Annotated in this window: 19 protein-coding genes and 1 tRNA gene; 15 read left to right on the forward strand and 5 right to left on the reverse strand. The window is 56.2% G+C overall.

Going from position 1 to position 22,772, the window contains the following annotated elements:
• Positions 1 to 19: 19 nt before the first annotated feature.
• Entirely contained in the window at positions 20 to 1,153 is a 1,134-nt protein-coding gene (locus ABD890_RS04515; RefSeq protein ID WP_345086312.1) for a zinc ribbon domain-containing protein, read from the forward strand.
• Positions 1,154 to 1,186: 33 nt separating this feature from the next.
• Positions 1,187 to 2,179, forward strand: a complete 993-nt coding sequence (locus ABD890_RS04520; protein ID WP_345086314.1) for a hypothetical protein — start codon at positions 1,187 to 1,189, stop codon at positions 2,177 to 2,179.
• Between the two features lie 11 nt (positions 2,180 to 2,190).
• Here the strand turns inward: ABD890_RS04520 and ABD890_RS04525 are convergent, their stop codons facing one another.
• Together ABD890_RS04525 and ABD890_RS04530 are read right to left on the reverse strand one after the other, a co-directional pair.
• Positions 2,191 to 2,316, reverse strand: coding sequence for a hypothetical protein (locus ABD890_RS04525; protein ID WP_345086316.1), 126 nt, complete (start codon positions 2,314 to 2,316; stop codon positions 2,191 to 2,193).
• Between the two features lie 158 nt (positions 2,317 to 2,474).
• Positions 2,475 to 2,975, reverse strand: a complete 501-nt coding sequence (locus tag ABD890_RS04530) for a TspO/MBR family protein (RefSeq protein WP_345086318.1) — start codon at positions 2,973 to 2,975, stop codon at positions 2,475 to 2,477.
• A gap of 140 nt (positions 2,976 to 3,115) precedes the next feature.
• Here ABD890_RS04530 and ruvB point away from each other — a divergent pair, with 140 nt between their 5' ends.
• From ruvB to ABD890_RS04545, 3 genes are all read left to right on the forward strand, one after another.
• Complete coding sequence (gene ruvB, locus ABD890_RS04535; RefSeq protein ID WP_345086319.1) at positions 3,116 to 4,132, forward strand: Holliday junction branch migration DNA helicase RuvB; 1,017 nt, start codon at positions 3,116 to 3,118, stop codon at positions 4,130 to 4,132.
• Between the two features lie 323 nt (positions 4,133 to 4,455).
• Positions 4,456 to 5,463, forward strand: coding sequence for a DUF1559 family PulG-like putative transporter (locus tag ABD890_RS04540; RefSeq protein ID WP_345086321.1), 1,008 nt, complete (start codon positions 4,456 to 4,458; stop codon positions 5,461 to 5,463).
• A 48-nt stretch (positions 5,464 to 5,511) separates the two neighbouring features.
• Entirely contained in the window at positions 5,512 to 5,826 is a 315-nt protein-coding gene (locus ABD890_RS04545) for a hypothetical protein (RefSeq protein WP_345086323.1), read from the forward strand.
• A gap of 86 nt (positions 5,827 to 5,912) precedes the next feature.
• On the opposite strand, the gene ABD890_RS04550 is transcribed toward ABD890_RS04545, so the two are convergent.
• On the reverse strand, positions 5,913 to 7,079 hold the full coding sequence (locus ABD890_RS04550; protein ID WP_345086325.1) for a baeRF7 domain-containing protein: 1,167 nt from the start codon (positions 7,077 to 7,079) through the stop codon (positions 5,913 to 5,915).
• 217 nt (positions 7,080 to 7,296) lie between these two features.
• Between ABD890_RS04550 and ABD890_RS04555 the strand changes: the two genes are divergently transcribed.
• From ABD890_RS04555 to ABD890_RS04570, 4 genes are all read left to right on the forward strand, one after another.
• Complete coding sequence (locus ABD890_RS04555) at positions 7,297 to 8,010, forward strand: ZIP family metal transporter (protein ID WP_345086327.1); 714 nt, start codon at positions 7,297 to 7,299, stop codon at positions 8,008 to 8,010.
• Between the two features lie 292 nt (positions 8,011 to 8,302).
• Positions 8,303 to 8,378 (forward strand) — tRNA-Gln (locus ABD890_RS04560).
• 302 nt (positions 8,379 to 8,680) lie between these two features.
• The gene (locus tag ABD890_RS04565) at positions 8,681 to 10,333 is read left to right on the forward strand and encodes a TROVE domain-containing protein (protein ID WP_345086329.1); all 1,653 of its coding nucleotides are present in this window, start codon (positions 8,681 to 8,683) and stop codon (positions 10,331 to 10,333) included.
• A 184-nt stretch (positions 10,334 to 10,517) separates the two neighbouring features.
• A complete protein-coding gene (locus tag ABD890_RS04570; protein ID WP_345086331.1) occupies positions 10,518 to 12,461 on the forward strand; it encodes a hypothetical protein in 1,944 nt (647 codons plus the stop codon).
• A gap of 63 nt (positions 12,462 to 12,524) precedes the next feature.
• Here the strand turns inward: ABD890_RS04570 and ABD890_RS04575 are convergent, their stop codons facing one another.
• The gene (locus ABD890_RS04575; protein ID WP_345086333.1) at positions 12,525 to 13,901 is read right to left on the reverse strand and encodes a sulfatase family protein; all 1,377 of its coding nucleotides are present in this window, start codon (positions 13,899 to 13,901) and stop codon (positions 12,525 to 12,527) included.
• 433 nt (positions 13,902 to 14,334) lie between these two features.
• Between ABD890_RS04575 and ABD890_RS04580 the strand changes: the two genes are divergently transcribed.
• From ABD890_RS04580 to ABD890_RS04590, 3 genes are read left to right on the forward strand one after another with little or no spacing between them, the layout of a single operon-like run.
• Positions 14,335 to 15,531, forward strand: a complete 1,197-nt coding sequence (locus ABD890_RS04580) for a DUF58 domain-containing protein (protein ID WP_345086335.1) — start codon at positions 14,335 to 14,337, stop codon at positions 15,529 to 15,531.
• A complete protein-coding gene (locus ABD890_RS04585) occupies positions 15,524 to 17,803 on the forward strand; it encodes a transglutaminase-like domain-containing protein (protein ID WP_345086337.1) in 2,280 nt (759 codons plus the stop codon). The genes ABD890_RS04580 and ABD890_RS04585 overlap by 8 nt, the downstream gene beginning before the upstream one ends.
• 12 nt (positions 17,804 to 17,815) lie before the next feature.
• Entirely contained in the window at positions 17,816 to 18,781 is a 966-nt protein-coding gene (locus ABD890_RS04590) for an AAA family ATPase (RefSeq protein ID WP_345086339.1), read from the forward strand.
• A 3-nt stretch (positions 18,782 to 18,784) separates the two neighbouring features.
• On the opposite strand, the gene ABD890_RS04595 is transcribed toward ABD890_RS04590, so the two are convergent.
• Positions 18,785 to 19,390 (reverse strand): hypothetical protein, encoded by a 606-nt coding sequence (locus tag ABD890_RS04595; RefSeq protein ID WP_345086341.1) that lies wholly within the window; start codon positions 19,388 to 19,390, stop codon positions 18,785 to 18,787.
• A 331-nt stretch (positions 19,391 to 19,721) separates the two neighbouring features.
• Between ABD890_RS04595 and ABD890_RS04600 the strand changes: the two genes are divergently transcribed.
• The 3 genes from ABD890_RS04600 (at position 19,722) to ABD890_RS04610 (ending at position 22,579) form a co-directional block, all read left to right on the forward strand.
• Positions 19,722 to 20,132 (forward strand): hypothetical protein, encoded by a 411-nt coding sequence (locus ABD890_RS04600; RefSeq protein ID WP_345086343.1) that lies wholly within the window; start codon positions 19,722 to 19,724, stop codon positions 20,130 to 20,132.
• A 232-nt stretch (positions 20,133 to 20,364) separates the two neighbouring features.
• Positions 20,365 to 22,191, forward strand: coding sequence for a sodium-dependent bicarbonate transport family permease (locus ABD890_RS04605; protein WP_345086345.1), 1,827 nt, complete (start codon positions 20,365 to 20,367; stop codon positions 22,189 to 22,191).
• Positions 22,192 to 22,249: 58 nt separating this feature from the next.
• Positions 22,250 to 22,579: a P-II family nitrogen regulator gene (locus tag ABD890_RS04610; protein WP_345086347.1), complete on the forward strand. Its 330-nt coding sequence runs from the start codon at positions 22,250 to 22,252 to the stop codon at positions 22,577 to 22,579.
• The last annotated feature ends 193 nt before the right edge of the window (positions 22,580 to 22,772 follow it).

The following is a 22,772-nucleotide window of genomic DNA, read 5'->3' on the forward strand; positions in this document are numbered from 1 at the left end:
TACCCCCAATCACGCTGCTATGCCGGAAGTCGCTGACCACGAAGACTCGTTGATCGCCTCCGAGGTTGTTTCGCACGATGAATTGGTTGCGGCGGAAATCGCCCAGCCGCATGGCGAACCTTGTTCCAGCTGTGGTTGCCCGATCGAACCGGGCGACAAGTTTTGCCCTGCCTGTGGTGCCCCGCACCAGGTCACCGTCGCCGAAGAAAAGAAGACGCCGGACGACGTCGCGTTGAAGAAGTACTTCCACTGCCAGACCTGCGGTGCGAACGTCTCGATCGATCCGCAGGAACTGAGCTACGTCTGTCCATTTTGCGATTCGACTTACGTGGTGGAATACTCGCCCGACGTCAGCGGTCGGCAGTTGCCGGAGTTCGTCATCCCATTTCGGGTCACGCAAGAGATGGCGATGGAGAAGTTCCGCGCGTGGATCAAGGGCAACGCCTGGTATCGGCCAGGCGACTTGCACATGGCGGAAATCGAAGACAAGCTGCGCGGCGTTTACCTACCGTTCTGGAGCTTCTCGATGCTCGCTCAAAGTATCTGGAACGCTTCGATTGGTGAGTATTGGTACGAGACCGAAACTTACACCACGATGGAAAACGGCAAGATGGTCACCAAGACCCGCCGCGTCCAGCGAACCGAGTGGTGGCCGCTCAGCGGTAAGCATCATCAGTACTACAGCGGCTACATGATTTCGGCCAGCAAAGGCCTTAGCCAGGCCGATGCCGATCGCATCAAGCCGTTCTCGCCCTTGGCGGCCAAGCGTTACCAGCCTTACTTCCTGGCTGGCTGGGCGGCGGAAGAGTACCAGATGGAAATCGAAGACGCGAAGAAGATTTGCTACGAGGAATTCTATCGTCGCGAGCGAGGCAACATCACGCGTTTCCTGCCTGGGGATACCAGCCGCGAGGTGAACGTTCATACCGAATTCTCTTTCGAGCACTCCGACCTTTATCTGCTGCCGATCTATCTGCTGACCTACCGCTACAAAGATCAGGTCTATCGATTTCTGGTCAACGGCCAGACCGGATTGATCAATGGCGACAAGCCGGTCTCTTGGACTCGCATCGGAGCGGCGATCGGGGCAGGGGTCTTTGCGGTGGTGGCCATCATCATTCTCGTCATGCTGCTTTCGGCTGTGATGCGGTAACGAAGTTCAGACCAGCAAACGAAGCAAAACACCATGAGCGACCTACTGGAAAAGTGCCATGTCTGCGGCGGGCTGATTGACGAAGAAGATCTCTTCTGCGGGAACTGCGGCACCGAAGCACCCCATCGCCAGCAAGACAACACGCCGACCTCCACACTTTCGACCCACAGCTTCAGTTGTACCGGCTGTGGTGCGGCGATGAGCTATTCGGCCGAAGCGGAAGCACTACGGTGTCCCTTCTGTGGATCGACGCGGCTGGAAAAGGGAGTCGATCACAAAGTGATCGCGCCGAGCAAGGTGCTGCCATTCAAGATCACCGAAGCCGAGTCGCAACAGATCTTGCGTGAGGCAATCGGGAAAGGTTTTTGGCGACCGCCAGATCTATCGGAGAAAGCGGTCATCAAGAATATGGTGCCGGTCTATGTGCCGTACTGGGTTTTCTCGGCAGACGTGGCAACCAATTGGACGGCCGATACAAGCCAGACGCCGTTTGGAGCGAGCGGCGATTGGTATCCATTGGCCGGTGAGCACTCGAATCAGTACTCGGGCGTGTTGGTGGGTGCCAGTGGCGTACTGACGCCGAATGAAACGTCACAGCTATGTCCGTTCGACATGAGCCAGACGGTGACGCCTGATCAGGTTGATCTCGATCGATACACGGTCGAGCAGTTCAACGTCGCACGGAAGTATGCTCGTCCAATGGCTCGCTCGGCTCTGGAATCGTTAGAACGCAGTTCCGTAGATGCTGCCTACGTTCCTCCGCGAAGCCGCAACGTACAAGTGAACTTGCGGATTCAAAATATGGCCAGCGAGCCAATGCTGTTGCCGATTTGGATCATGGCTTATCAGTACAAAGACGTGGTGTATCGATTCCTCGTCAATGGACAGAACGGCCGATCGACTGGTCACGGCCCCGTTTCCTATCACCGATTGTATGTGATTCTGGGAACGGTCGCCGCGGTAGGCCTGGGCCTGGTGGCGCTCGCAGCCCTGTGCGGTGGACTGGGATCGCTGCTTTCGCGGTGATACGAGTCGACTTATTCGTACTCTTCCATCACTTCGTCGTAGAGGATACCCTCGAGCACGACTTCAGCTTCGAGCTTGTCCATATGCAATTCGTCAGAGACGTCGTTAACCAGATCATGAATCACGATTTCAGTCATCACCAGGGTTCCTTTGTGCAGGAATGGGGAGAAGTTTAAGTGCTTTCCCCAATTGCAAAGGTAGTGCCAATGACGAAATTTTGTGGATAGAGACTGGTTTGGTTCACTCGGCTGATCTTCCGGAAGGCAAGTCGCCTCTTCGAAGACCAATGCTGGCATCAATTCAGTGCAACGATCGTGAAATTCAAGATCGATGCGAAGCTGACCCACGCGAAGTAAGGGACCAGCAGCAAGGTCGCCACTCGGCTATGGGGCCAGAAAGCGATCATCGTGGCCAGAATGGCACCCCACAGCAAAACAATGTCGACCGCGGCCGCCACCGGGTTCCGCAGGCCAAAGAACAACACGCTCCACGCCGTATTCAGCAGCAATTGGACACAGAAGAGGATCAAGGCAAACGGCGCCGACGACCAGCCACTTTTTCGCCACGTCAGCCAGGCGGCGATCGCCATCATCAGGTAAAGCGTCGACCAGACCGGGCCAAAGATCCAATTCGGTGGATTGAACGATGGCTTGTTCAGTTCGGCATACCACGTCCCGATCTGGGGCAGGGTAAACGAAGAACCCACGCCAGCCGCGGCGAAACAAAGAACCAGCCAGCCGGCCAAAGCCACAACTTGCTGCCAAACGGGGGTCGTGCGCGGGGTATTCGCATCCATGGGGCTTGCTCCGAAGGGTATTACGATCCGAACTTTTCGAGCCAGTCGTTTATTTGTTATAGTGATGGCACATAGTCAACACTTGTTCAGTTAGCAGTGGGTTGCTGGCTTTCGGGGTAATGCGGTAAAAGGTTTCATTCATGGGCAGGGAAGCGATATTACAAGGGGATAACGGCCCCAACGAAGAAGACAAGAGTCTTCGCCCGCAATCCCTTTCCGAAATGGTCGGCCAACTCGAAGTCCGCGAGCGTCTGAAGGTGGTGGTCGATGCCGCCGTGAAACGGGACGAGCCTCTGGGGCATATCCTGTTTGATGGCCCGCCAGGACTCGGCAAGACCACCTTCGCGACCTGCATTCCCAAAGACCTGGGAGTCAATTATCAGCTAACCTCGGGGCCGGCACTACAGGCCCCCAAAGATCTCGTTCCTTACCTGACCAACGCCGACGAGAAGTCGATTCTCTTCATCGATGAAATCCATCGCTTGCCCAAGGCGGTCGAAGAGTACCTCTACACGGCAATGGAAGACTTCCGGATCGATATCGTGCTAGGGGAGGGGACCAACGCCCGGACGATCAATCTGCAGATCAAGCCATTCACCCTGATCGGGGCGACCACTCGTAGCGGGATGCTGACGGCACCTTTGCGCGATCGTTTTCCTCTTCGCGAACACCTCGACTTTTACACCAAAGAAGAACTGGCAGAAATCATCAGTCGTAACGCCCGGAAGTTGGACGTCACGATTGAAGAGGACGCGGCCCTCGAGATCTCGCGACGAAGCCGAGGCACCCCGCGCGTGGCCAACAATCGACTGCGTTGGATTCGTGACTATGTCACCAGCAAAGCAGACGGGCACATCAACATGGCCCTGGCCCAGGACGCCATGAAGATGCAACAGATCGACGGTCTTGGATTGGACAATCAGGACCGCAAATACCTGCTGACGATTCTCCGCGTCTTCGCCGGAGGGCCAGCCGGGATCGAAGCGATCGCGCACACCATGAACGCCGCTACGGAAACACTGGCCGACGAAGTCGAACCGTTCTTGCTGCGGACCGGACTGCTGGTTCGTACGCCTCGCGGACGCATGGTCACCAATAAAGCGACCGAACACATCACAAAAATCTTGGGCGAAGAAGGCAAATCGCTCCTTGATTGATCACCCCGCAACCAAGCCACCCCTTCGATTGAGCTATCCGTATTACGCTCTCAATCATCTTTGGCAGAGTTTTGGCGCTATTTCTGAATAACTCCCCCAGTTCTAGCGGGTCGTCGCTCCCTATAAGTGCAGCAGACTTTTATTCATCGCAAGATAATAATTCACTAAGCACACCCCAATGACCGGTTACTAAACGGTCCTACCTCGCGACTTTTTGCTTGCCGCGAACCTTCCCAGCGACCCCAATTCTTCCCATGCATTTTCTGCCATGCGCGTCTCCGCGCAGTGGCTTTTATTCTGTTCGTTATGTAGAGGCACCTCCCATGTCGTTGAATCCTGCGCGGAGGATTCACGGGTTTACGCTCGTGGAACTTCTGGTCGTGATCGCCATCATCGGCGTTCTTATTGCGTTGCTTTTGCCTGCTGTTCAACAGGCACGCGAAGCCGCTCGTCGTATTCAGTGCTCGAACAACCTGAAGCAACTTGGTTTGTCGCTGCACAACTACCACGATACCTACGGTTCGTTTCCCTCCGGCGTCATTCGACCGACCAACCCGCCATCGCAGCCAGGTTGGGCTTCCGCAGGTCCCGCGGGTTGGGTTTGGTCTTCGCTGCTGTTGCCTTTTATTGAACAGCCGGCGCTACACGATCAACTCGGCGTGACCAGCGGCGGAAGTGCGTTCACGCAGTACCAGGCCGCCCAAGTTTCGCTCGATGCGTATCGCTGTCCATCGGACATCGGTCCGATTCTGAACGATCGTTCGTGGTGGGATGCCAAGTCAGACGACAGCCACCAGATCGCCTATGCCAGCTACAAAGCGGTGAACTCACATGGTTACCCACAGACGCACAACTCCGGCACGGTGACCTACAACAAGGCAACCGGCGGGTTCTATACCAATTCGGGTACCAAGTTCCGAGACATCACTGACGGAACCAGCAACACGCTGGCGATTACCGAGTCTTCGTACCGTCCGATCTACGGACGTATCGGTGGCGTTTGGGCCGCGAGCATCGACTCGGACTCGAACAACCCACGCGACTCGATGATGGACAACCTGATCGCTGGTCCGGTGAAGATCAACCAGGTTTCGTTTGCCGACAACACCTACAACATCCCCGGTTGGGCCAAGGGTTACATGGTGATGATGGCTCCGAATAGCTATCACCCAGGCGGCGTCATGTCGGTGAAGTTCGACGGTTCAGTCGAGTTCCTCAGCGAAACGATCGACCACTCGCCAGAGAACTTCGAAACCGTTTCGGCCACGCCGAACAGCGTGCTCGAATACATGATGAACATCCAGGACGGCGTCCCCATCAACAAGAACTAAGCACGCCTGACCAAGTCGTCAGATTGCCTATCGCTAAGGAAAAGTACCGTGAATTTATTCGCACGCTTGTCGCTCGTTTGCTGCCTGATCGCCGTACCGCTGATGGTGGGCTGCGGGAGCGAAGAAGTCTACGATAGCTCGAAGGACGACGTGATTTCGTCGATCCAAAGCATTCTGGTCGACGTCGAGAAGACCGGCCAGAAGGGAAGCGCCTACGAGGCATTGAGTGGCGAAATCGAACGCCTCCGCGAGTTCGATGCCTCGCTGGCCGATACCTTGAAGGCTGACCTCGAAAAGATGGAAGCCGCCACGAAGCCAGCGGAATTGAAGACGTTGGCTTCGGAAGCGAAAGCCAAGCTATAACTTGCTGACAGCTTTGATTCGAAATAGAAAGAGGCCTGGGTTAATCGCCCAGGCCTCTTTCTCGTTCTTGAACAGGTTCGATCGATTTATGAGGTCATCGCCGTGACTTCAAATCGGAGTTGAGCCGCGGCCGAACCATTCTCTACCGGGAAGTCTTCCCCACGCACGACGAAGACTTCGCCACCGTGGTTAAGCGTTGCGACGGCAGCGTCGTCCAACAGATCCTGGCTGACTTCGTTAGGCGTGCCATCTTCCTGGATATGCCCCTGATCGTCGATGTGCCCCCAGAAGGTTGCATCTTCGCGGATCAGTAGCGTATCGACCGCTCCCATTTCAGCCGCTTTCAAAATGGTCTCCAAGTCATCCGTAGCTCGGTTCTGACCATGGGCACTGTGATACCGCTGTACCGCTTCCATCGTGTTTTTCTGGAAGAATGGTTGCACGACTTCCTGGGCTTTCTCATAGATCATCTCAGGCTTGGCATTGTCGAAGTTGCCCGTCACTGGATCTGCCAGCAGGTGCGAATACGAGATCGCTTCCTTAAAGATTGGGAACAGGTACTCGACGCCGGCGAAGATCAGTGGATCGTTGCGATCTTGCAAATACTCCGACAGTGGATTGTCGAGACGATGGAAGAACTGCAGGATCGTTTGTTTGTGATCGTCCTCGCCGCCACCATGCCCGTGATACATCGTGTCGACATGGCCACCTTCGGTGTAGCTAAAGTGCTGTAGAGCTGTGGTGAACTCGTCGATATTCAACGCATCTTTTAGGTTCTCTGGCAGATCGTCGGGCGAACGTTCCTCCAAACCTTCCTGACTTCCTTCGAACAAGCGAACGTGATTCTGACTGACGGCTACCAGCACGAAGCGTCCATCGCCATGCATCGCCGGGAGGAGGGGCCGCAAATAGAAGCGTTCGCCCACGTGAACCTGCTCAGTGACACGTTTGCCCATCGGCAAGACTTCCAACGAGTCCGGCGTCGCAAACAAAGCCAAGCCGGCCGAAGGGTGTCGCCAGGCGTCGTGGGTTCCTTCGGCACGGAACAATTCCAGCCGCTTCACAATCGCATCACGTGTCGAGGCAGTACAGACTTCATCATTACCGAGCAGTTCCGATGCATCTCGCAGAAGGTTCTTATAGCGGATCTCATTCTGCTGTTTTTCGCGTCCCCACCGGAACATGGGCATGTAGATCGAAACGCAAATTTCGCTCGATTCTTCTAGCAACGACTGAATAACATGGGGTTCCATAACGGCAAGTCTCCTGTCTCTGACACGGATTGTGAAAAGGTGTATGTTGGTTGGATGGCCCCCAAGCTGGTCGCGAAGCAATCCTCGATGACCGCTGAAGTCCACCTAAAATCCGTGTACGGGGTAATTTAGGGTCGTTTCTTTACAAAACGCAAACAGCGGGCCGCTGGCGACAATTCGCCTGCATGCCGCCCGAATTCTGTCGGACACCATGAATATGCCTACTTGGTTGACGGTTACCTTACTGACCCTGATGGCCGGGATGGCTATGCCACTGGGCGCTATTTTTGCTCGCCTGGAACATATCCACCCCGACTGGCTCGAGAAGGAATTTCGCCACTCTGTGATGGCATTTGGTGGTGGGGCGTTGTTCTCGGCAGTAGCCTTGGTTTTGGTGCCTGAAGGTATCGAAGAACTGCCTGCACATTACTCGGTGTTTTGGTTTGTTTTTGGCGGCTTTATTTTCTGCGGACTCGACATTTTGTTGGCCCGTCATAAAAGCCCGACGACGCAGCTCGTGGCGATGTTGTCCGACTTCATTCCCGAAGCGATGGCCTTGGGCGCGGCGTTCAGCACCGGTGGCAATACAGGGCTTCTTCTCGCCATATTGATCGGGCTGCAAAATCTTCCGGAAGGCTTCAACGCTTATCGCGAGATGAATCAGCGGCCCAACATTCCGAGCCTGCACATCGTGCTGGTGTTTGGCTTGTTGGCACTTCTTGGTCCGGTCGCTGGCCTAGGAGGCTATTTCTTTCTGGCCCAATTTCCAGCGGTCGTCGCGGCGATCAAGCTTATCGCAGGGGGTGGCATTTTGTTTCTCGTCTTTCAAGACATCGCACCTCAAGCCAGACTGGCGAATACCTGGGCTCCAGCACTGGGCGCCGTGCTCGGCTTCGCGCTGGGTGTGCTGGGACACGAGTTGCTCCCTTAGTTTGGAAAATTATCGATCGCCATGGTGAACCCTCGTCCGTGGTGCTGGTCTATCCTGGCAGAATCTTATTTACACATTGCCTGAGCGACCTTAGGCCAGGCATTAACCAGGAGTGATCTGGTGTTTTTCTCGGTGACAACTCGGCCAACCTTCAGCCCCCTCGGGACCAAACCACAACCGGTGGAACCGCAACCGAGGACGAGGCCCATAGGCTTTTGACGCGCCGATTTCTCAACTAATCCAACGAGAAAGGCTCTTCGTCGAAAGCGGCGAAGAGCCTTTTTTCATGCCTTGCGGGATAGTCGCTGTTGGTATGCGATCTTCGATTTTGAATCGAAGTGCCGTTGGTTCAATTCCAACTCCCGCAGCCTTTGAGCCAGGGTCATGCCTGGTTTAAACGCGAGGAACGACTGCCGATCCGGAGTACATGATTCACGATCCGTAGGTTGTGGGTTCGAGTCCCACCGTCCCGACTTGTCAGTAAACGGGGCGTAGCTCAATTGGCAGAGCGACGTAAGGACTCTGGTCAACACTTCGTCGTTTCTCGTTTTTCAACTCACTCCCGGCATCACTTCTGATGCCGGCCAAGACCGATATGCCCCGCAGTGGGCTGTGCTCGGTGATCCATTCTTTCCCATCCCATTTCACGTTGCCAACAGGAACTGATTCCATGGCGAACAAGCAGCTATTCGGAAACAAGAAGTCGAAGCGACCACGAGCCAACGCCCAGAACAATGCCGGCGGGATCGCCTACCATCTGCCGCCCAAGCAAGCCTTGGCACAGTTGGCAACGACTGGCTGTTTGTCGAGCACGTTCTACGTGTCGGCGCAGCAGCAGCTTGACGACATGGTGAAGCTGGCCGAACGCATTAACGACAACGTCTTCCTGGCGAAGCTGGCGATCTATGCTCGTCAGCGGGGAATGATGAAGGATATGCCGGCGGCGCTATTGGTAATCTTGTCGACCCGCGACAACGAACTTACGCATCAGGTCTTCGATCGCATCGTCGATAACGGCCGCATGCTACGGAGCGTTTTCCAGATGGTTCGTAGTGGGCAGTTTGGTCGCACGGGGTTGTCTTCCAGCTTGAAGCGTGCGTTTCAGCGTTGGTTGAACGAGGCTTCGACGCAGAAGCTCTTGTCCGCTTCGATCGGCAACGATCCTTCGCTGCGCGACGTGCTGCGAATGGCTCGTCCGAAGCCGAAGGATAACCGGCGTCGTGCGCTGTTTGGTTGGTTGACCAACAAGCCGGTCGCCCAGTGGGCTCCGGCTACGCTGGCCGACTTGCCGGAAGAAGTGCAGCGACTGGAGGAATACCGCCAGGCGAAGTACGCCGACTATCAGGTTCGCCTGTTGGAAGGCCTGAAGGTTCGTTGGGACTTGCTGGCCGATAAGGCACTGGATGACAAGGTCTGGAAGGAAATCTCCAAGCAGATGGGACCGCAGGCACTGCGGATGAATCTGAACACGCTACTGCGTCACGGTGTGCTGCGTGGTTTCCGAGGTAAGCCGGACGCCGAAATGGTTTCGATGATTGCGAAGCGATTCGCAGACGAGAACGAAATCAAGCGTTCCAAGCAGTTGCCTTATCAGTTCCTGGCGGCGTACAAGTTTGCCGACGACAAGATGCCGCAAGCGATCAAGGGTGCGCTGCATCGCGCCGCGGAAATCGCGTGTCAGAACGTTCCGCAGTTGCCGGGTCCGGTGCTGATCGGGCTCGATGTCTCGGGTTCGATGCATTGGCCAGTGACCGGTTACCAAGGCATCGGCGCAACTTCCGCGATGAAGTGTGTCGACGTTGCGGCTTTGTTCGCGGCAGCCATTTTGCGTCGCAACCCAGACAGCGTCGTTGTGCCGTTCGATACGGCCGCTTACGAAGCTCGCATCGATCCGAATGATTCGATCCTAAGCTTGTCCGAGCGGTTGGCTCGCTACGGTGGTGGTGGAACCAATTGCTCGAAGGCATTGGAAGCCGCCAACACGCGTTACGCCGATCGTCCGTTCGTGGGTGCGGTGCTGCTTAGCGATAACGAAAGCTGGGTGACGACTCGACCTTCGTACGGAACGAGTCAGACGGAAGTAATGCAGCAGTGGCAGAAGTTCGTCGGAAACCAGATGAAGCTGCGTGGACACGAGATCGCGTCTCCGAAGCTGATCTGTATCGACTTGCAGCCGAACAAGACGACCCAGGCACCTGACCGGAAGGATATCTTGAACGTGGGAGGCTTCAGCGATGCGGTTTTCCAGGTCGTAGCTGCCTTCCTGGAAGAGGATGCCGGCCGGTTTGTTGGCCAGATCGAAGCGACGAACCTTTATCGCTGAAAACCTGAAAGCTCTAGAAACGCCTCGGTTCCCAGCGAACCCAGGCGTTTTTTTAGGTTCGCCATGCCGATTCCCCCCACGAATCGGGCTGGATGGGACATAATATGGTTGTGACGCTGTTTTGTTGGACCAAAATAGAATCGTTTACAATCCCTGCCATTTCCCTTCTCCCCCAGAAACGAACATGAAGCTTTCTCGACGTATCTGGCTGAAGCTATCTTCCGCTTTTGCCTGGACCGGTCCGGCAGCTTTGGCCCAAGCCGAAGATGCCACCGCCACGACCGCAGCCCCCATCGATCCTGCCAAACCTTTCGGCGATGAATTCAAGCAACTCGACTCCCTGGCCGTCGGCAACTGGTGGGAGAAGAAGCCGAAGGGCAAGAACATTCCTCCTTCGCTTATCGTTCCTCGCAACGAGGTGGTCGCCTTCGCGGTCTACACGCAAGCCAACGGCGTGTTGAAGATGACCGCCCAGCTCTTTCCTTTGAAACCAGACGAAGCACGCCTCGCGCGTCTGGAAGTGCAGAAGGATGGCGAGTGGACCGAGATCGCTCGTGAAGAAGTGCTGTTCCCAGGCTGGAGTGCTCACTTCCGCGTGGAAGATTGGGATGGCTCGAAAACAGTTCCTTACCGCGTGCGTCATGGCAACGACGCGATGTTCGAGGGAACGATCCGCAAAGATCCTGTCGACAAGAACGAGATCGTCGTCGCCAATATGTCGTGCAACTCTTCCCGCACGACCGGCGAACGTCACGAAATCGTCGAGAACCTGCTGCATCAAGATCCCGACCTGCTGTTCTTCGCCGGCGACCAGACCTATCGCCATACCGAACACACCGCTGGCTGGATCGAATTTGGTTTGCAATTCCGCGACGTCTTGAAAGACCGTCCATCGATTTGCACGCCAGACGATCACGACGTCGGCCAGCCCAACCTCTGGGGAGAGAACGGTCGGCTCTCGACCTTGGCGGGCAACGCCGATGGCGGTTTCATGTATCCTGCCGAGTACGTCAACATGGTGCAGCGACAGCAGTCGTGGCATCTGCCAGACTCGCCTGACCCGGCGACCATCGAGCGCGGCATCACGGTCTACTTCACCAGCATGAAAGTGGGTGGCGTCGACTTTTGTATTCTGGAAGATCGCAAATTCAAAAGCGGCCCTGCTGGTAAGATTCCGCAGATGGGACCTCGCCCGGATCACATCAACGATCCGACGTACGATCCCGCCTCGATCGACCTGCCAGGCCTCGTCCTGCTGGGCGAACGTCAGCTCAAGTTCCTGAAAGATTGGGGACAAGATTGGAGCGACGTCGACATGAAGTGTGTTCTGTCGCAAACCGCTTTCTGCGGTGCCGTGCACATGCATGGTAGCGAAACAGGTCGGTTGCTGGCCGATCTCGACTGCAATGGGTGGCCGCAAACGGGTCGCCGAAAAGCGCTCGAAGAAATTCGTCGTGCCAAGGCAATCCACCTTTGCGGTGACCAGCATCTGTCGGTCGTCGTGAAGCATGGCATCGATGATTTCGGTGATGGCCCGTTCGGATTCACCAGTCCAGCGCTCGTCAACACGATCTACGGTCGCTGGTGGCATCCAGAAGATGAAAAGCCAGGCCCGAACCCAGTTCCCGATAGCCCGCTTCCGTGGACCGGCGATTTCAAAGATGGCCTAGGCAATAAGATCTCGATGATGGCGTACGCCAATCCGCCAAACATCAAGGACGAGAAGCAGCGTGCCGATGGGTATGGCCTGGTTCGCTTCAACAAGCAAACCCAGCAAGTCACCCTCGAATGCTGGCCACGTTTCTCCGACGCGAAGAAGGGGAACAGCGAGCAGTTCCCAGGCTGGCCAATTACCGTGGCGGTCGCCGATTACGACGGCCGCAAGCCGGTGGGCTTCCTACCGGAGCTGCGTTTCCCGGAAGGCACCAACCCGGTCGTTCAGGTCGTTCACGACAGCACCGGCGATGTCCTTTACACGCAGCGGATTCACGGCACCTCGTTCCGTCCGCCGGTCTATGCAGAAGGAACGCACACCGTTCATCTAGGTCAGATTCAGATCAACGAAACGAAACTCGCTTCGCTGGCCATCGCAGAAGATGCCCAGCCGATCGAAGTTACTTTTGCTTAGTCGGCAATTCCGCAAGAAACAAAAAGAGCCTGGCGAGTATTTCGCCAGGCTCTTGGCATGCGCCTAGTTTCCCAATTTTTGCCGCAACTGTTTCTGCTTCGGATCGGCCTGCTTGGTGATCGCTTCGTGCCGAGCCAGTGCCTTTCGCAGCTCGGCGATCCGTTCGGCTGACTCGCTTCCGGCAAGCGACGGTGTCAGGTCGTTCTCTTCCAGCGGATCCTTGAGAACATCGTACGCTTTTCCATCGGCGTACACTTTGTAGCGAGCATCCCGTACGTGCTGCGAAGCCTTGCCACGCTGACCATCGCGTTGATACCAGCAGTAAATGAAATCTTTCTCGCGTGGTTTTCCCTCGAATACCGGCTTCAAGCTAATGCCATCGAGAGCATCCTTCGGCTGCGTTTCGACACCGGCGACTTCTTGAACCGTCGGATAGACATCGCTGAAATCGACCAGGTCCGACACGACCGAGCCCGCCTCGATCTGGCCTGGCCAACTCGCAATGAAACCGACATGTGTGCCATTGTCCTTCGTACTTGCCTTGCCGCCACGGTAGTCACGACCATGGAAGGGAGTCACGATGCTGGTGTAGGTGCCGTTGTCTCCGGTCCACAGCACGAGGGTGTCCTCGCGAAGCTTCAACTCGTCGAGCTTGTTGATCACCTTGCCGACCATCTTGTCGGTGTACCGCACCATCGCATCCCAATACTTGGGACCTTTGAATCCGCCTGGCTCGTTCTTTTCGTCACGCCACATCGCAGGGTCCCAATCGGGATGATCAGGCGTCGGTAGAAATGGCCAATGCGGAGCGATCATCGGATAGTAAACCAGAAACGGCTTCTCCTTGTTCGCTTCCATGAAGTCACAGATGTAGTCGCTGACCACATCTGGACCAAACTCGCCATTCTTGAAATCGACTTCTTTACCATCGATTTCCAAACCGGGATTCGGATAACGACTTGGCCGCCGCGTTAGTTGCCAAAGGCAGTAGTGATCGAACCCAAATTTGCCCGGGCCTTCCAAGCCGCCACCCAGTTGCCACTTGCCAGCGACGCAGGTTTCATAGCCAGCATCTCGCAGCACGTTTGCAAACGTCTTCGCGGAAGGATCGAGCAGGCCAAAACGAATGTAGTTTCGGTTGTTGTAGATGCCGGTCATGATCTGCACCCGGGAAGGCGTACAGAGTGGCTGCGAATGGGCGTTCTCGAATCGCATCCCTTCCTTCGCGAGTCGATCGATGTTGGGCGTTGGGTATGCCTGGCTGCCGTAACAACCAAGGCACTCGTAACCGATATCATCCGCCATGATGACCACAATATTCGGCTTATCCCGCGGGGCGGCCTCAGCGATCGTGATCGGCGTGAAGAGTCCCAGCAGTAGCAAAAGCGTCGTCGGGATTCGGAAAGCAAGGCAACGAGCCAGAGCAGGGCAGGGGGACATGGCAGACCTTAGGAGGAAGACAACCCCACCACATGCTTTCGCCGGCGATGCCATCAACCAGGGGAATAGGTGAGACCGAACCGATTGGTTCAGGGAAATACGGTCAGGCAAAGACCGCGTGAAATTCCGTTCGTATTCTGCTCTCTGGAAACCTCGGCGTCAAATTTCGCCAACGAGAGAATCAGGCAATCGATCGCCAATTCGAGACCGCTCCGAAGAAGGGCAGGCGAACCGCGCGAATCCAGCGTACAATCGAATCCACTGAAGCTTCGTGTGACTTCGCACTTTGCGACGCTTTCCGTCGCGATGTAGCAAATGGCGAATTCTCGATGAAGTTTCCTCGGAGCATCTTCCCTCGCGTCCATTTCACGAAACAATGGCACGCAACCCACTGCTACTTCCACCTGCACGCTTGCCTTGAGGAAGGGAGAGAATGATCTCACTCCCGCGCCGCAAACGATCCTTAGCGAAACGTCCAATGCACAACGCCTATCCGATGGGATGGGTTCTGTTTTGCGTGATGGCGGCTTCGGTGATGTGCGGCGTCGTTTGGCATGGTCGAGCCTTCGTGATGACCGGCACGTTGCTTTTAGTGGTGGTGGTCGGTCTGATCTTGCCGCATCTATCCTTACGGAAGATCTCGGCCCGCCTGATTCCGCTTCAACCGCGCGGTCAGGTAGGCAAACCGAGTTCGCTTCGTATCGAACTGACGAACACGAATCCATGGCCGTGGGGAACTACGATCACGCAGCTCAGCGAACGTTCTTCGGTCGCTCATCCCGAAGGCAAACTGCATCCCGTGATGATCAGCCGCATACCGCGTCATGGCAGCAGCTCGACGGTCGTCGAGCTAGAACCTGCCGCACGCGGGCTCTTCCCTGGCGAAACCGGCACACTGCTGACACGCTTTCCTTTTGGATTGAAGACATCCCAATCAACGTTCTCGATTCCGCGACGAATGATCGTCTGGCCAGAACTCGTCTCGATCTGGAAACGCTCCAGCGATTCTCGTTTCGCAGGGTACGATCGTTCGACTGCCAGTCAGCAGCGATTCGGTGACGAAGGGGACATCGCCGGTCCAAGGCCTTATCGACCAGGCGAGTCGCTGCGTCGGGTTCACTGGCGACACACGGCCCGTCGTGGCGAGCTAATCGTTTGCGAACGCGAGTCCCGTTCTTCCCGCCGGCTGCGTGTCCGGCTCGAACTTCAGGCGGCAAAAGATACGTCCGCGGAACGGGAAGCGTACGAAGCTGCCATTACGATCGCGGCGAGCCTGGTATCGGACGCGGTCGCCTCGGGCTGGCATGTCGATTTAGAACTGCCTGGCTATCCGGCCTGGGACGGAATCGACGCAGTCGGCCTCAACGCGGTGCTCGACTTCCTGGCGACCTTCGATGCCCAAGGTCTGCGTGAAGAAGGCTCGACTCCGGAACCAAAGCGACGCGATTCGATTCGCTCGGTTTTGATCACGCAGCGTGACATCGATGCTTCGACTTCGCTGGCACTGTTCGACGAAGTGATCACGACCAGCGTGAGTCAGCCGCCGCCATCGATCCGCTGCGACTGGTTTCCGCCTGGGAGTCCTTGGCGTGAGCAAATCGCCCAAACAGGAGAACGGATTCATGGCTAACCGAATTCCTGTTTCACGAATCGAAGTGTTGACGATTCTGGCAGCGCTGGGTGGGATCACCGCGGCGAATGCTTCGATTTACTCGGGTCGCTCTGCAGCGATTGGCCTGGGCATCAGCCTGGCCTGGGGGGCAGCCGTGGCGATCGTCTTCCTGTTGATCGGACAACTGGAACGAAACGCGGCGACTCGTCAACGACGCAACTTTCCGCCGCTGCTTCAGGCCACCGTCATGTGTACGGCATTGTCGATCCCGGTATTGAGATCGCTGGCCTTTGACGAGTACGAACGCATTGACTCGCTGCTGATGGAATCGATGCGGAACCTATGTGCGACGTCGGCGATCTTCACCTTCGATTCCGTTCGGCGACGGGCAACGCTCTTCGTTGGTATGCTGCTCGTCTTGTTTGCATTCACGTTAGAAAGCTCGCTGGTTGTCACGCTTTGCCTGTTGTTCGAGTTGATCGTCGTCACCATGTGGCTGACGGCGAACGATCAGCACAACTGGCAGTCGGAGAAGCACGTCGCCCAGGCCATTCCCTGGAAGTGGGACTTCGTTTCCGGCTGCGTTGTACTCGTCGCGGTCGGGTTCATCGGCACGACACTGTTGTACTCGGACGAGCAGCGAAAAGTGGACGAGCGTTTCGATCCGATTGCCCGGCAGCAGCGATCGGACGAACTGAAACCGGACTACTCGTTTCAAAAGGATGAGGACGAAGAAGCGGTCGTGGAACAAGCCACCGAGAAAGCGCTCGGCGCCGATGCCTCGAAATCCAAACAGACCGGAGCAGGGGAGGGGGCCCAGAAAAAAGAAGCCCAGAAGGACCTCTATCGCCAGTTTTCGACGATCCGCAGCGGAGCCGATAGTGATCAGGAATTCAAACGCTTGTTCAGCCTGGCGACCGATCAGATTCGCCATATCCCTTCGACCAACTACGATCAATTCAACGGTAAACAGTGGCTAGCCGATAAGAAGTCGCAGCTTCCGGCGATGACGGCTCAGATCGCGGATAACCAAGGCCTGACGAAACTGCTCAAGGCGGAAGATCTCGACTACTCGAAGATTACCAACCTGCCTGACATCAACGATAAAGACTTCCTAGAGCAGACCCGGACGATGCTGATGCGTTCGATGAGCGAAGACGGGGCCGGGACACTCACTCCGGAACTGAATGAGATCTCGCCAGATCGCTTGCGACAGCTGCTCGAGAGCTCCCCGGACTGGTCAGGCGAAGCATCGTTGGTGGTCACCCACTACGAACTGCAAGCCTTAGCCGAGCGAATGCGAAGCGATCCCGAACTGCTTTGGAAGTTCCTGGCAAGTTCTCGCGGCAACGAATACAGCCACACCAGTGTCCTTCGTACGCTTCAGCGATGGCGTGAGCGGCAAGACAAGCCGCTGCTTCCCGAGGAAATGGCGAAGCTCCTCGAAGCATGGACTGCCGGCAGACGAGAAGGCTGGGACGAAGTGATGGGGGTTGTCGATGGCTTGCGGAACCATGCCGAGTACGATCCGCAAGCAACGGTTCCTCCCGAAGAAACCGATTCCGTTTTCTACTTCCTAGTCAAGTCGAAGCGTGGGCCGGACTATCTCTTCGCATCGTCAGCAGTGATCTTACTCCGTTCGCTGGGCTACCCGTCGCGACTCGTCGGTGGTTACTACGCAAAGGAAGAAAAACGTTCGTGGCTCAACGGTCAACTGCCGATCGAAGAGGATGACGTTCACTACTGGGCTCAGGTCAAACTCGATAATCGCGTTTGGGTCGACATCGAACCGACGCCTGGTTTCGAGATCCCCAGCCCCAATGGCGGCGGACGCCCCATGTCGCTTTTAGCATTCTGGGATTTCCTGGCGGACCATGGAATCCGGATCCTGATTGGCCTGATCTGCGTGTGGGCTTTGGTTCGTGTCTTGCAGAAGCCAATCCGTCGCGGATGGATCTATTGGTCGTGGCGACTGGGACTTAATCGATCGCCGCGACAGATCGTTTATCTAACGCAACGACTGCTGGACGCTCGATTGCAGTCAGCGGGACTGGCAACTTCCAAGGGACATTCGTTTGCCCGAGCGATCTTGCCGCTAGGGCCGAACGAGGCCTGTTTGCGTCAGTATTACGATCTCGGCCAGCAAGCGATCTACCACGATGGCCGCGATACGGACGAGGCGTTGAAAACAGATCTTCGCGCGGCTTCGTTGGCCGTGGTCGCCTGGCTTTCGCCGCGACGTTTGAAAGATGCTCGCCAGGCACAATCAACTTTGACGACACCTACTTAGAAGGACCGAAGCGTGGCTTCATCCAGCGATCAGGCAACCACCTCCATGGAACTCGACTTCGATGCCGCCGGCGTTCTCGATCGACTGCGTAGTCGGCTGAACGATCACTTGCGAGGCAAGCCAGAAACGGTCGAACTGGTGCTGGCCTGTTTGCTGGCTCGCGGCAACATCTTGATTGAAGACCTGCCAGGGCTCGGCAAAACGACGCTCGCCAAAGCACTGGCCGAAGCGATCGGCGGGAGCTTTTCACGAGTGCAATGCACCCCAGATCTTCTGCCTGGGGACGTGACCGGCTTCAACATCTACAACCAGCAGATCTCGCAGTTCGAGTTCCATCAAGGTCCGGTCTTCGCCGATGTGGTCCTGGCCGACGAAATCAATCGCGCGACGCCACGCACCCAAAGTGCGTTACTGGAAGCGATGGCCGAACACCAGGTCACCATCGATAACCATACCTATCGCTTGTCCGACACCTTTTTCGTGATCGCCACGCAAAACCCAGAGGAACTGCATGGCACGTTTCCACTGCCGGAAGCGCAGATGGATCGATTTTCGATGAAGATCAGCATTGGCAATCCCGATCGCGAAAGTCTGATCGGATTGATGAAATCGCGAGGCGGCGTGCTGGAAGGTTTCCAGGAATCGAGCGACGCCGTACTCGATCGGGCTCAGTTGTTGCAACTGCAACAGTGTGCGGCGGCAATCGAAACGGGCGAGATGCTGTTGAGCTATATGGCCGACCTGGCCGAAGCGTTGTCGAGCGATGCCACATTCACAGGGCATGTCAGCCCGCGAGGTGTTCTGCAGTGGCTTCGTTGTTCGCAGGCCTGGGCGTTCCTAAAAGGAAGATCGTTTGTGACGGCCGACGATGTGCAGCATGTCGCCATGCCAGTTCTCTCGGCCCGCTCGACCAGCAACATGAACCAGAACCGCGAAACGATCACGGACCTGGTCGCTCAAGTCGCGGTGCCGTTCTAACGCTTATTCGCCGTCATCAAGGCGAACGCCTTCGCCAACCATTTTGACGACTTGCTCTTCGCCTCGATAAACCCACGCTTCCAGATCGTTGCCATACTTCGACTCAATCTGGTCGCCGATCTCGTTCACCGATGCCAGCGCGGCCTCGAAGGCTTCTTCCGTCTGGGCGTCGGCGGGCTGGAAGCACTTCGCTTGACGATCTTCTTCGTCGAACTGAGCGGTCCAAGGCTCGAACACGAGGTTGACCTGATGGTTCGGTGCGTCGGGATCGTACGCTTCTTTTTCTTCCTTCATCGCAGTGCGGCCACCAAAGTCTGGCACCGGACTTCGAATGGCAGTCCACGCCATCTCTCCGTTGGGCGAGAAGCGAATGACAATCATCCCAGGCGTCCACTCGACGCACCAATAGACGTCTTTGTCGACCAGGACATAGCTGTAGCGAGCGAGCATGTGCAAGATGGCCGCCGGACCTTGCATGTAGTCTTCGGCCGACAGCGGCAGCATGGTGTCAATCGCACGACGCAGATAGTCGGCGTCGTCCTCTGCGACCGGGGCGGTGAACATGGCCGGAGCCTTCTTTTTCTGCTCGACCAGAATGATGTACCGCATGGGAAACTCTCGATTAGCGAACGAAGGTGTCTGGAAGCCCCGCATTTTATGAAAACGTCGTTCGATCCGCGAGAACCCGCACTGCCGCGGCGGTGGTCGCCGGTTGGAAACACCTTAGGGCAAACTCGATACCATCGCTTTGGGCTATCAGGCGAATGGGTTTCCGCTAATGGCCAACGCTGCGAACTCTCTGAAAAACATGTATTTTCTTACCAAAGCTTCCGTCTGGATTTACCGATTATCAAAACCAAGAGAGCTTGCATTTCGCAATCTGGCAAGGTAATATTTGCTTCAACTTGACTCTGTTTTCGTTCGCAAGGAACGGTCTTCGATGTCCTCCCAGCACACTCAGGACGATTCGGCTCAGCCAAGCCCAGCACGGGTTTTGGCGGGTGCTTCGCGTCGCTGGCGAGAGTTTGAAGCAAATCTCTCGAACAACATTACGCCGTTTCGGGCGTTTCTCGTTGTGTTTTATGCTCTGTGGGTTGTGGGCGGTTTGTTGCAAACCGACTTTGGCCGCACGGGCAAACCGACCAGTCCACATGCTCAAGACAGTGGACAGGCCGAGGTGTCGGAGTTTGAAGCCGAAGGTAAGGTCGAACTCCAGCTGTTTGCATTGTCCCCGACGTGGGTCGTGCCAAGCTTCGAAGTAGCGGCAATTCCGGTCCTCGATGACCGTCAGCCTGTTAATTCGATCCAGCTCCACACCGTTTCTCTCCTACGTGGGCCGCCGGCTGTCTAATTACACCGGTTCTCTGCACCCATCTTGCCCATCAATTGTTTGAAGCCGCGCGGTTTACACGCCTAGCTCGCTCGAACGCATAACGTAGCCTCCACCTACTGTCTGCATTCCTGCGTTGTGGGTCACCGCTTACACCCTCCCACTGCTGTACAGGACTTCACGAGTGTTCCTACGGGAGTGCCCTGCATGAAGCGCCAAAGTCCAACCCATTTATCAACTTAACAGGTGTAGCATGCGCAAGCTTTTTCAAGCAGACGCATCCGGTGCGCCCCGACTGTTTTCGATGCGAAACATGGTCGGCGCGGCGCTGATTGGTGCGGTGGTCATGATGACCACGGCAGCGACGGATTATGCGTTTGGTCAGCACGAAAACAATGGACCGAGCCCGGTTATTATCGGCCAGTCGTTGCAGCCGAAAGACTCCAAAGTGGAAGTCGCGGCTCCGAAGGCAGACAAGCAGGAAAAGTCCGACGACCTGAAGACGCGTCCCATTGGCAGTCGTGTATTCAAGGCAATAGTCGAAGTGGCTCATCCCGACGAACTGAAGCCTGGTGAAGCGGTTGACGTTTCGCTGGCGACCCTCCATGGCGGCGGTGCTCATTCGGAAACGATCCTGAAACACGTCTTCGTTCATTCGGTCGAGCGTGTCCCAGGCAGCGAGAACCAGACGCCCCCACCTGAAGAAGCGGAAGACGCTCCGGTGGTGGTCGAGCATGGACACGAACAACCAGAAGTTTTTCCGACTCGCGTCGTCGGACTGCTCGTCAACGGCGGGCAGTTGGAAAAGATTCGCTTGGCTGAAGCGCACGGCATTTTGCGGCTTTCGATTCATCACGAAGCAGCCCACGCCGGCATGCTGGCCTCGGTGATGAACAACTTCGTTACGAACTTGTTCCAGCCTTTGTTGCTGTTCTTCTTCATGGGTTTCGCGATTCCACTGCTTCGCGTTCCCTTCGAGTTTCCTAAGGCTCTGTACCAGAGCTTAACCATATACCTGCTGGTCGCAATCGGCTGGCATGGTGGCGAACTGATGGCTGAATTGCCATCATCGGAACTGGCGGTCGCCGGCGGGTTGGCCGCAGTGGGGTTCATCGTGAATGGTATCATCGGGTTGTGCGCGACGTGGATGTTGCGGACTTTCACCCCGATGCGCCGGATCGATGCGGTGACCGTCGGTTCCTATTATGGATCAGACTCAGCAGGCACCTTTGTGACCTGCTTGGGCATCCTGGCAACATTGAATTTGTTGCACGACAGCTATATGCCGGTCATGTTGGCCGTCATGGAAATTCCAGGCTGTCTGGTTGGTTTGTTCCTCGTTTCGCGTCTGCGTCGAAGCGGTATGGACAAACTCGGTAACATGCCGGACGAGCCGGGCTACATGGGCGACGCTCATGCCATGACCGTGACTTCGCCGGCTGCTCAAGACGTTTCGGAAAACGCCGAAACGCACGAGCATCATGGCGAACTAGTCGCCAAGAGCGTCGGTGCTGCCGTCGCTCCAGCTCATAAGAGCGCCTTGAACTTGAAGCTTCTGCATGAAGTCTTCCTCAACCCAGGCTTGTACATGTTGTTTGGCGGTATCATCGTCGGCTTCATCAGCGGTCGCCAGGCGATCGTTGACCCGCATGTGGTCGAAGGCCCGAACAACTTGTTCCTGGTGCTATTCAAAGGTGCCTTGTGCTTGTTCCTGTTGGAAATGGGCATTACCGCTTGTCAGCGTCTGAGCGATCTCAAGACGGCCGGCTTCGGTTTCATCCTGTTCGGCGTGCTGGCCCCAGTGCTGTTCGCCACGTTCGGGATGGTTGCCCTGCATGGTTACAGCATGGTTCTGGGTCACGCGTTTGAACCTGGTACGTATGCTTTGTTTGCGGTGCTGTGTGGTGCTGCTTCGTATATCGCGGTTCCCGCGGTTCAACGAATTGCGATTCCAGAAGCCAGCCCGACGTTGCCACTTGCGGCTTCGCTCGGTCTGACCTTCACCTGGAACGTGACGCTTGGCATTCCGATCTACATCGAAATCGCCCAGCACATCATCCAGTGGTTCCCGATCGCTTAGTTCAGCCCACGGAAGATTCGCAACGACTTAACTGCAAACATAACAAGGAACCATATCCATGATTACTACCAAAGTCGCGCGGCGCATTACGATTGTGCACGACGCCGCGCTGAAAGACTTAATCTTCGATCAGATCGAAGTGTTGGGCGCTGCCTGCTACCACTATCTGGAAGTCGAAGGCAAAGGCCGACATGCCGTGACAGGCGATCCGTACAACGGCGAAGGTTTGCTCCGCGTCGAGATCGTGACCACGCAGGCCATCGGTGCCAAGATTCTGGACTGGATCCACGCGGCTCAATTCGCCCAGTTGAATCAATACGCGTTGTTCGCTTTTGCCGACAACGTGGAAGTCGATGAACGTGATCAAGCAATCACGCAGACAATTTAAGGGGCTACCCAACGCCCTATCATGCGTCCTCCCCCAAAGCCTGCGTAGAAGCTCGCTTTTACGCAGGCTTTTCCCTTCGATATGCCGTTGGCCTGAATAGGTCTCATTTCTAAGCACGCCCTCGAGTCAACGTCATGTTTTCAGGCTCCCCATACAATTCCCTCAATTAATCCTCGATCAAACTGCCTCCGTC

The sequence above is a fragment of the Bremerella cremea genome (assembly GCF_039541315.1).
Classification (GTDB): domain Bacteria; phylum Planctomycetota; class Planctomycetia; order Pirellulales; family Pirellulaceae; genus Bremerella; species Bremerella cremea.

Coding starts and splice junctions, on each gene's coding strand:
- ABD890_RS04565 (WP_345086329.1), top strand. CDS start 8,681: ATGGCGAACAAGCAGCTATTCGGAAACAAGAAGTCGAAGCGACCACGA.
- ABD890_RS04515 (WP_345086312.1), top strand. CDS start 20: ATGCCGGAAGTCGCTGACCACGAAGACTCGTTGATCGCCTCCGAGGTT.
- ABD890_RS04610 (WP_345086347.1), top strand. CDS start 22,250: ATGATTACTACCAAAGTCGCGCGGCGCATTACGATTGTGCACGACGCC.
- ABD890_RS04580 (WP_345086335.1), top strand. CDS start 14,335: ATGATCTCACTCCCGCGCCGCAAACGATCCTTAGCGAAACGTCCAATG.
- ABD890_RS04525 (WP_345086316.1), bottom strand. CDS start 2,316: ATGACTGAAATCGTGATTCATGATCTGGTTAACGACGTCTCTGACGAA.
- ABD890_RS04585 (WP_345086337.1), top strand. CDS start 15,524: ATGGCTAACCGAATTCCTGTTTCACGAATCGAAGTGTTGACGATTCTG.
- ABD890_RS04520 (WP_345086314.1), top strand. CDS start 1,187: ATGAGCGACCTACTGGAAAAGTGCCATGTCTGCGGCGGGCTGATTGAC.
- ruvB (WP_345086319.1), top strand. CDS start 3,116: ATGGGCAGGGAAGCGATATTACAAGGGGATAACGGCCCCAACGAAGAA.
- ABD890_RS04570 (WP_345086331.1), top strand. CDS start 10,518: ATGAAGCTTTCTCGACGTATCTGGCTGAAGCTATCTTCCGCTTTTGCC.
- ABD890_RS04540 (WP_345086321.1), top strand. CDS start 4,456: ATGTCGTTGAATCCTGCGCGGAGGATTCACGGGTTTACGCTCGTGGAA.
- ABD890_RS04605 (WP_345086345.1), top strand. CDS start 20,365: ATGCGCAAGCTTTTTCAAGCAGACGCATCCGGTGCGCCCCGACTGTTT.
- ABD890_RS04555 (WP_345086327.1), top strand. CDS start 7,297: ATGCCTACTTGGTTGACGGTTACCTTACTGACCCTGATGGCCGGGATG.
- ABD890_RS04595 (WP_345086341.1), bottom strand. CDS start 19,390: ATGCGGTACATCATTCTGGTCGAGCAGAAAAAGAAGGCTCCGGCCATG.
- ABD890_RS04550 (WP_345086325.1), bottom strand. CDS start 7,079: ATGGAACCCCATGTTATTCAGTCGTTGCTAGAAGAATCGAGCGAAATT.
- ABD890_RS04600 (WP_345086343.1), top strand. CDS start 19,722: ATGTCCTCCCAGCACACTCAGGACGATTCGGCTCAGCCAAGCCCAGCA.
- ABD890_RS04575 (WP_345086333.1), bottom strand. CDS start 13,901: ATGTCCCCCTGCCCTGCTCTGGCTCGTTGCCTTGCTTTCCGAATCCCG.
- ABD890_RS04530 (WP_345086318.1), bottom strand. CDS start 2,975: ATGGATGCGAATACCCCGCGCACGACCCCCGTTTGGCAGCAAGTTGTG.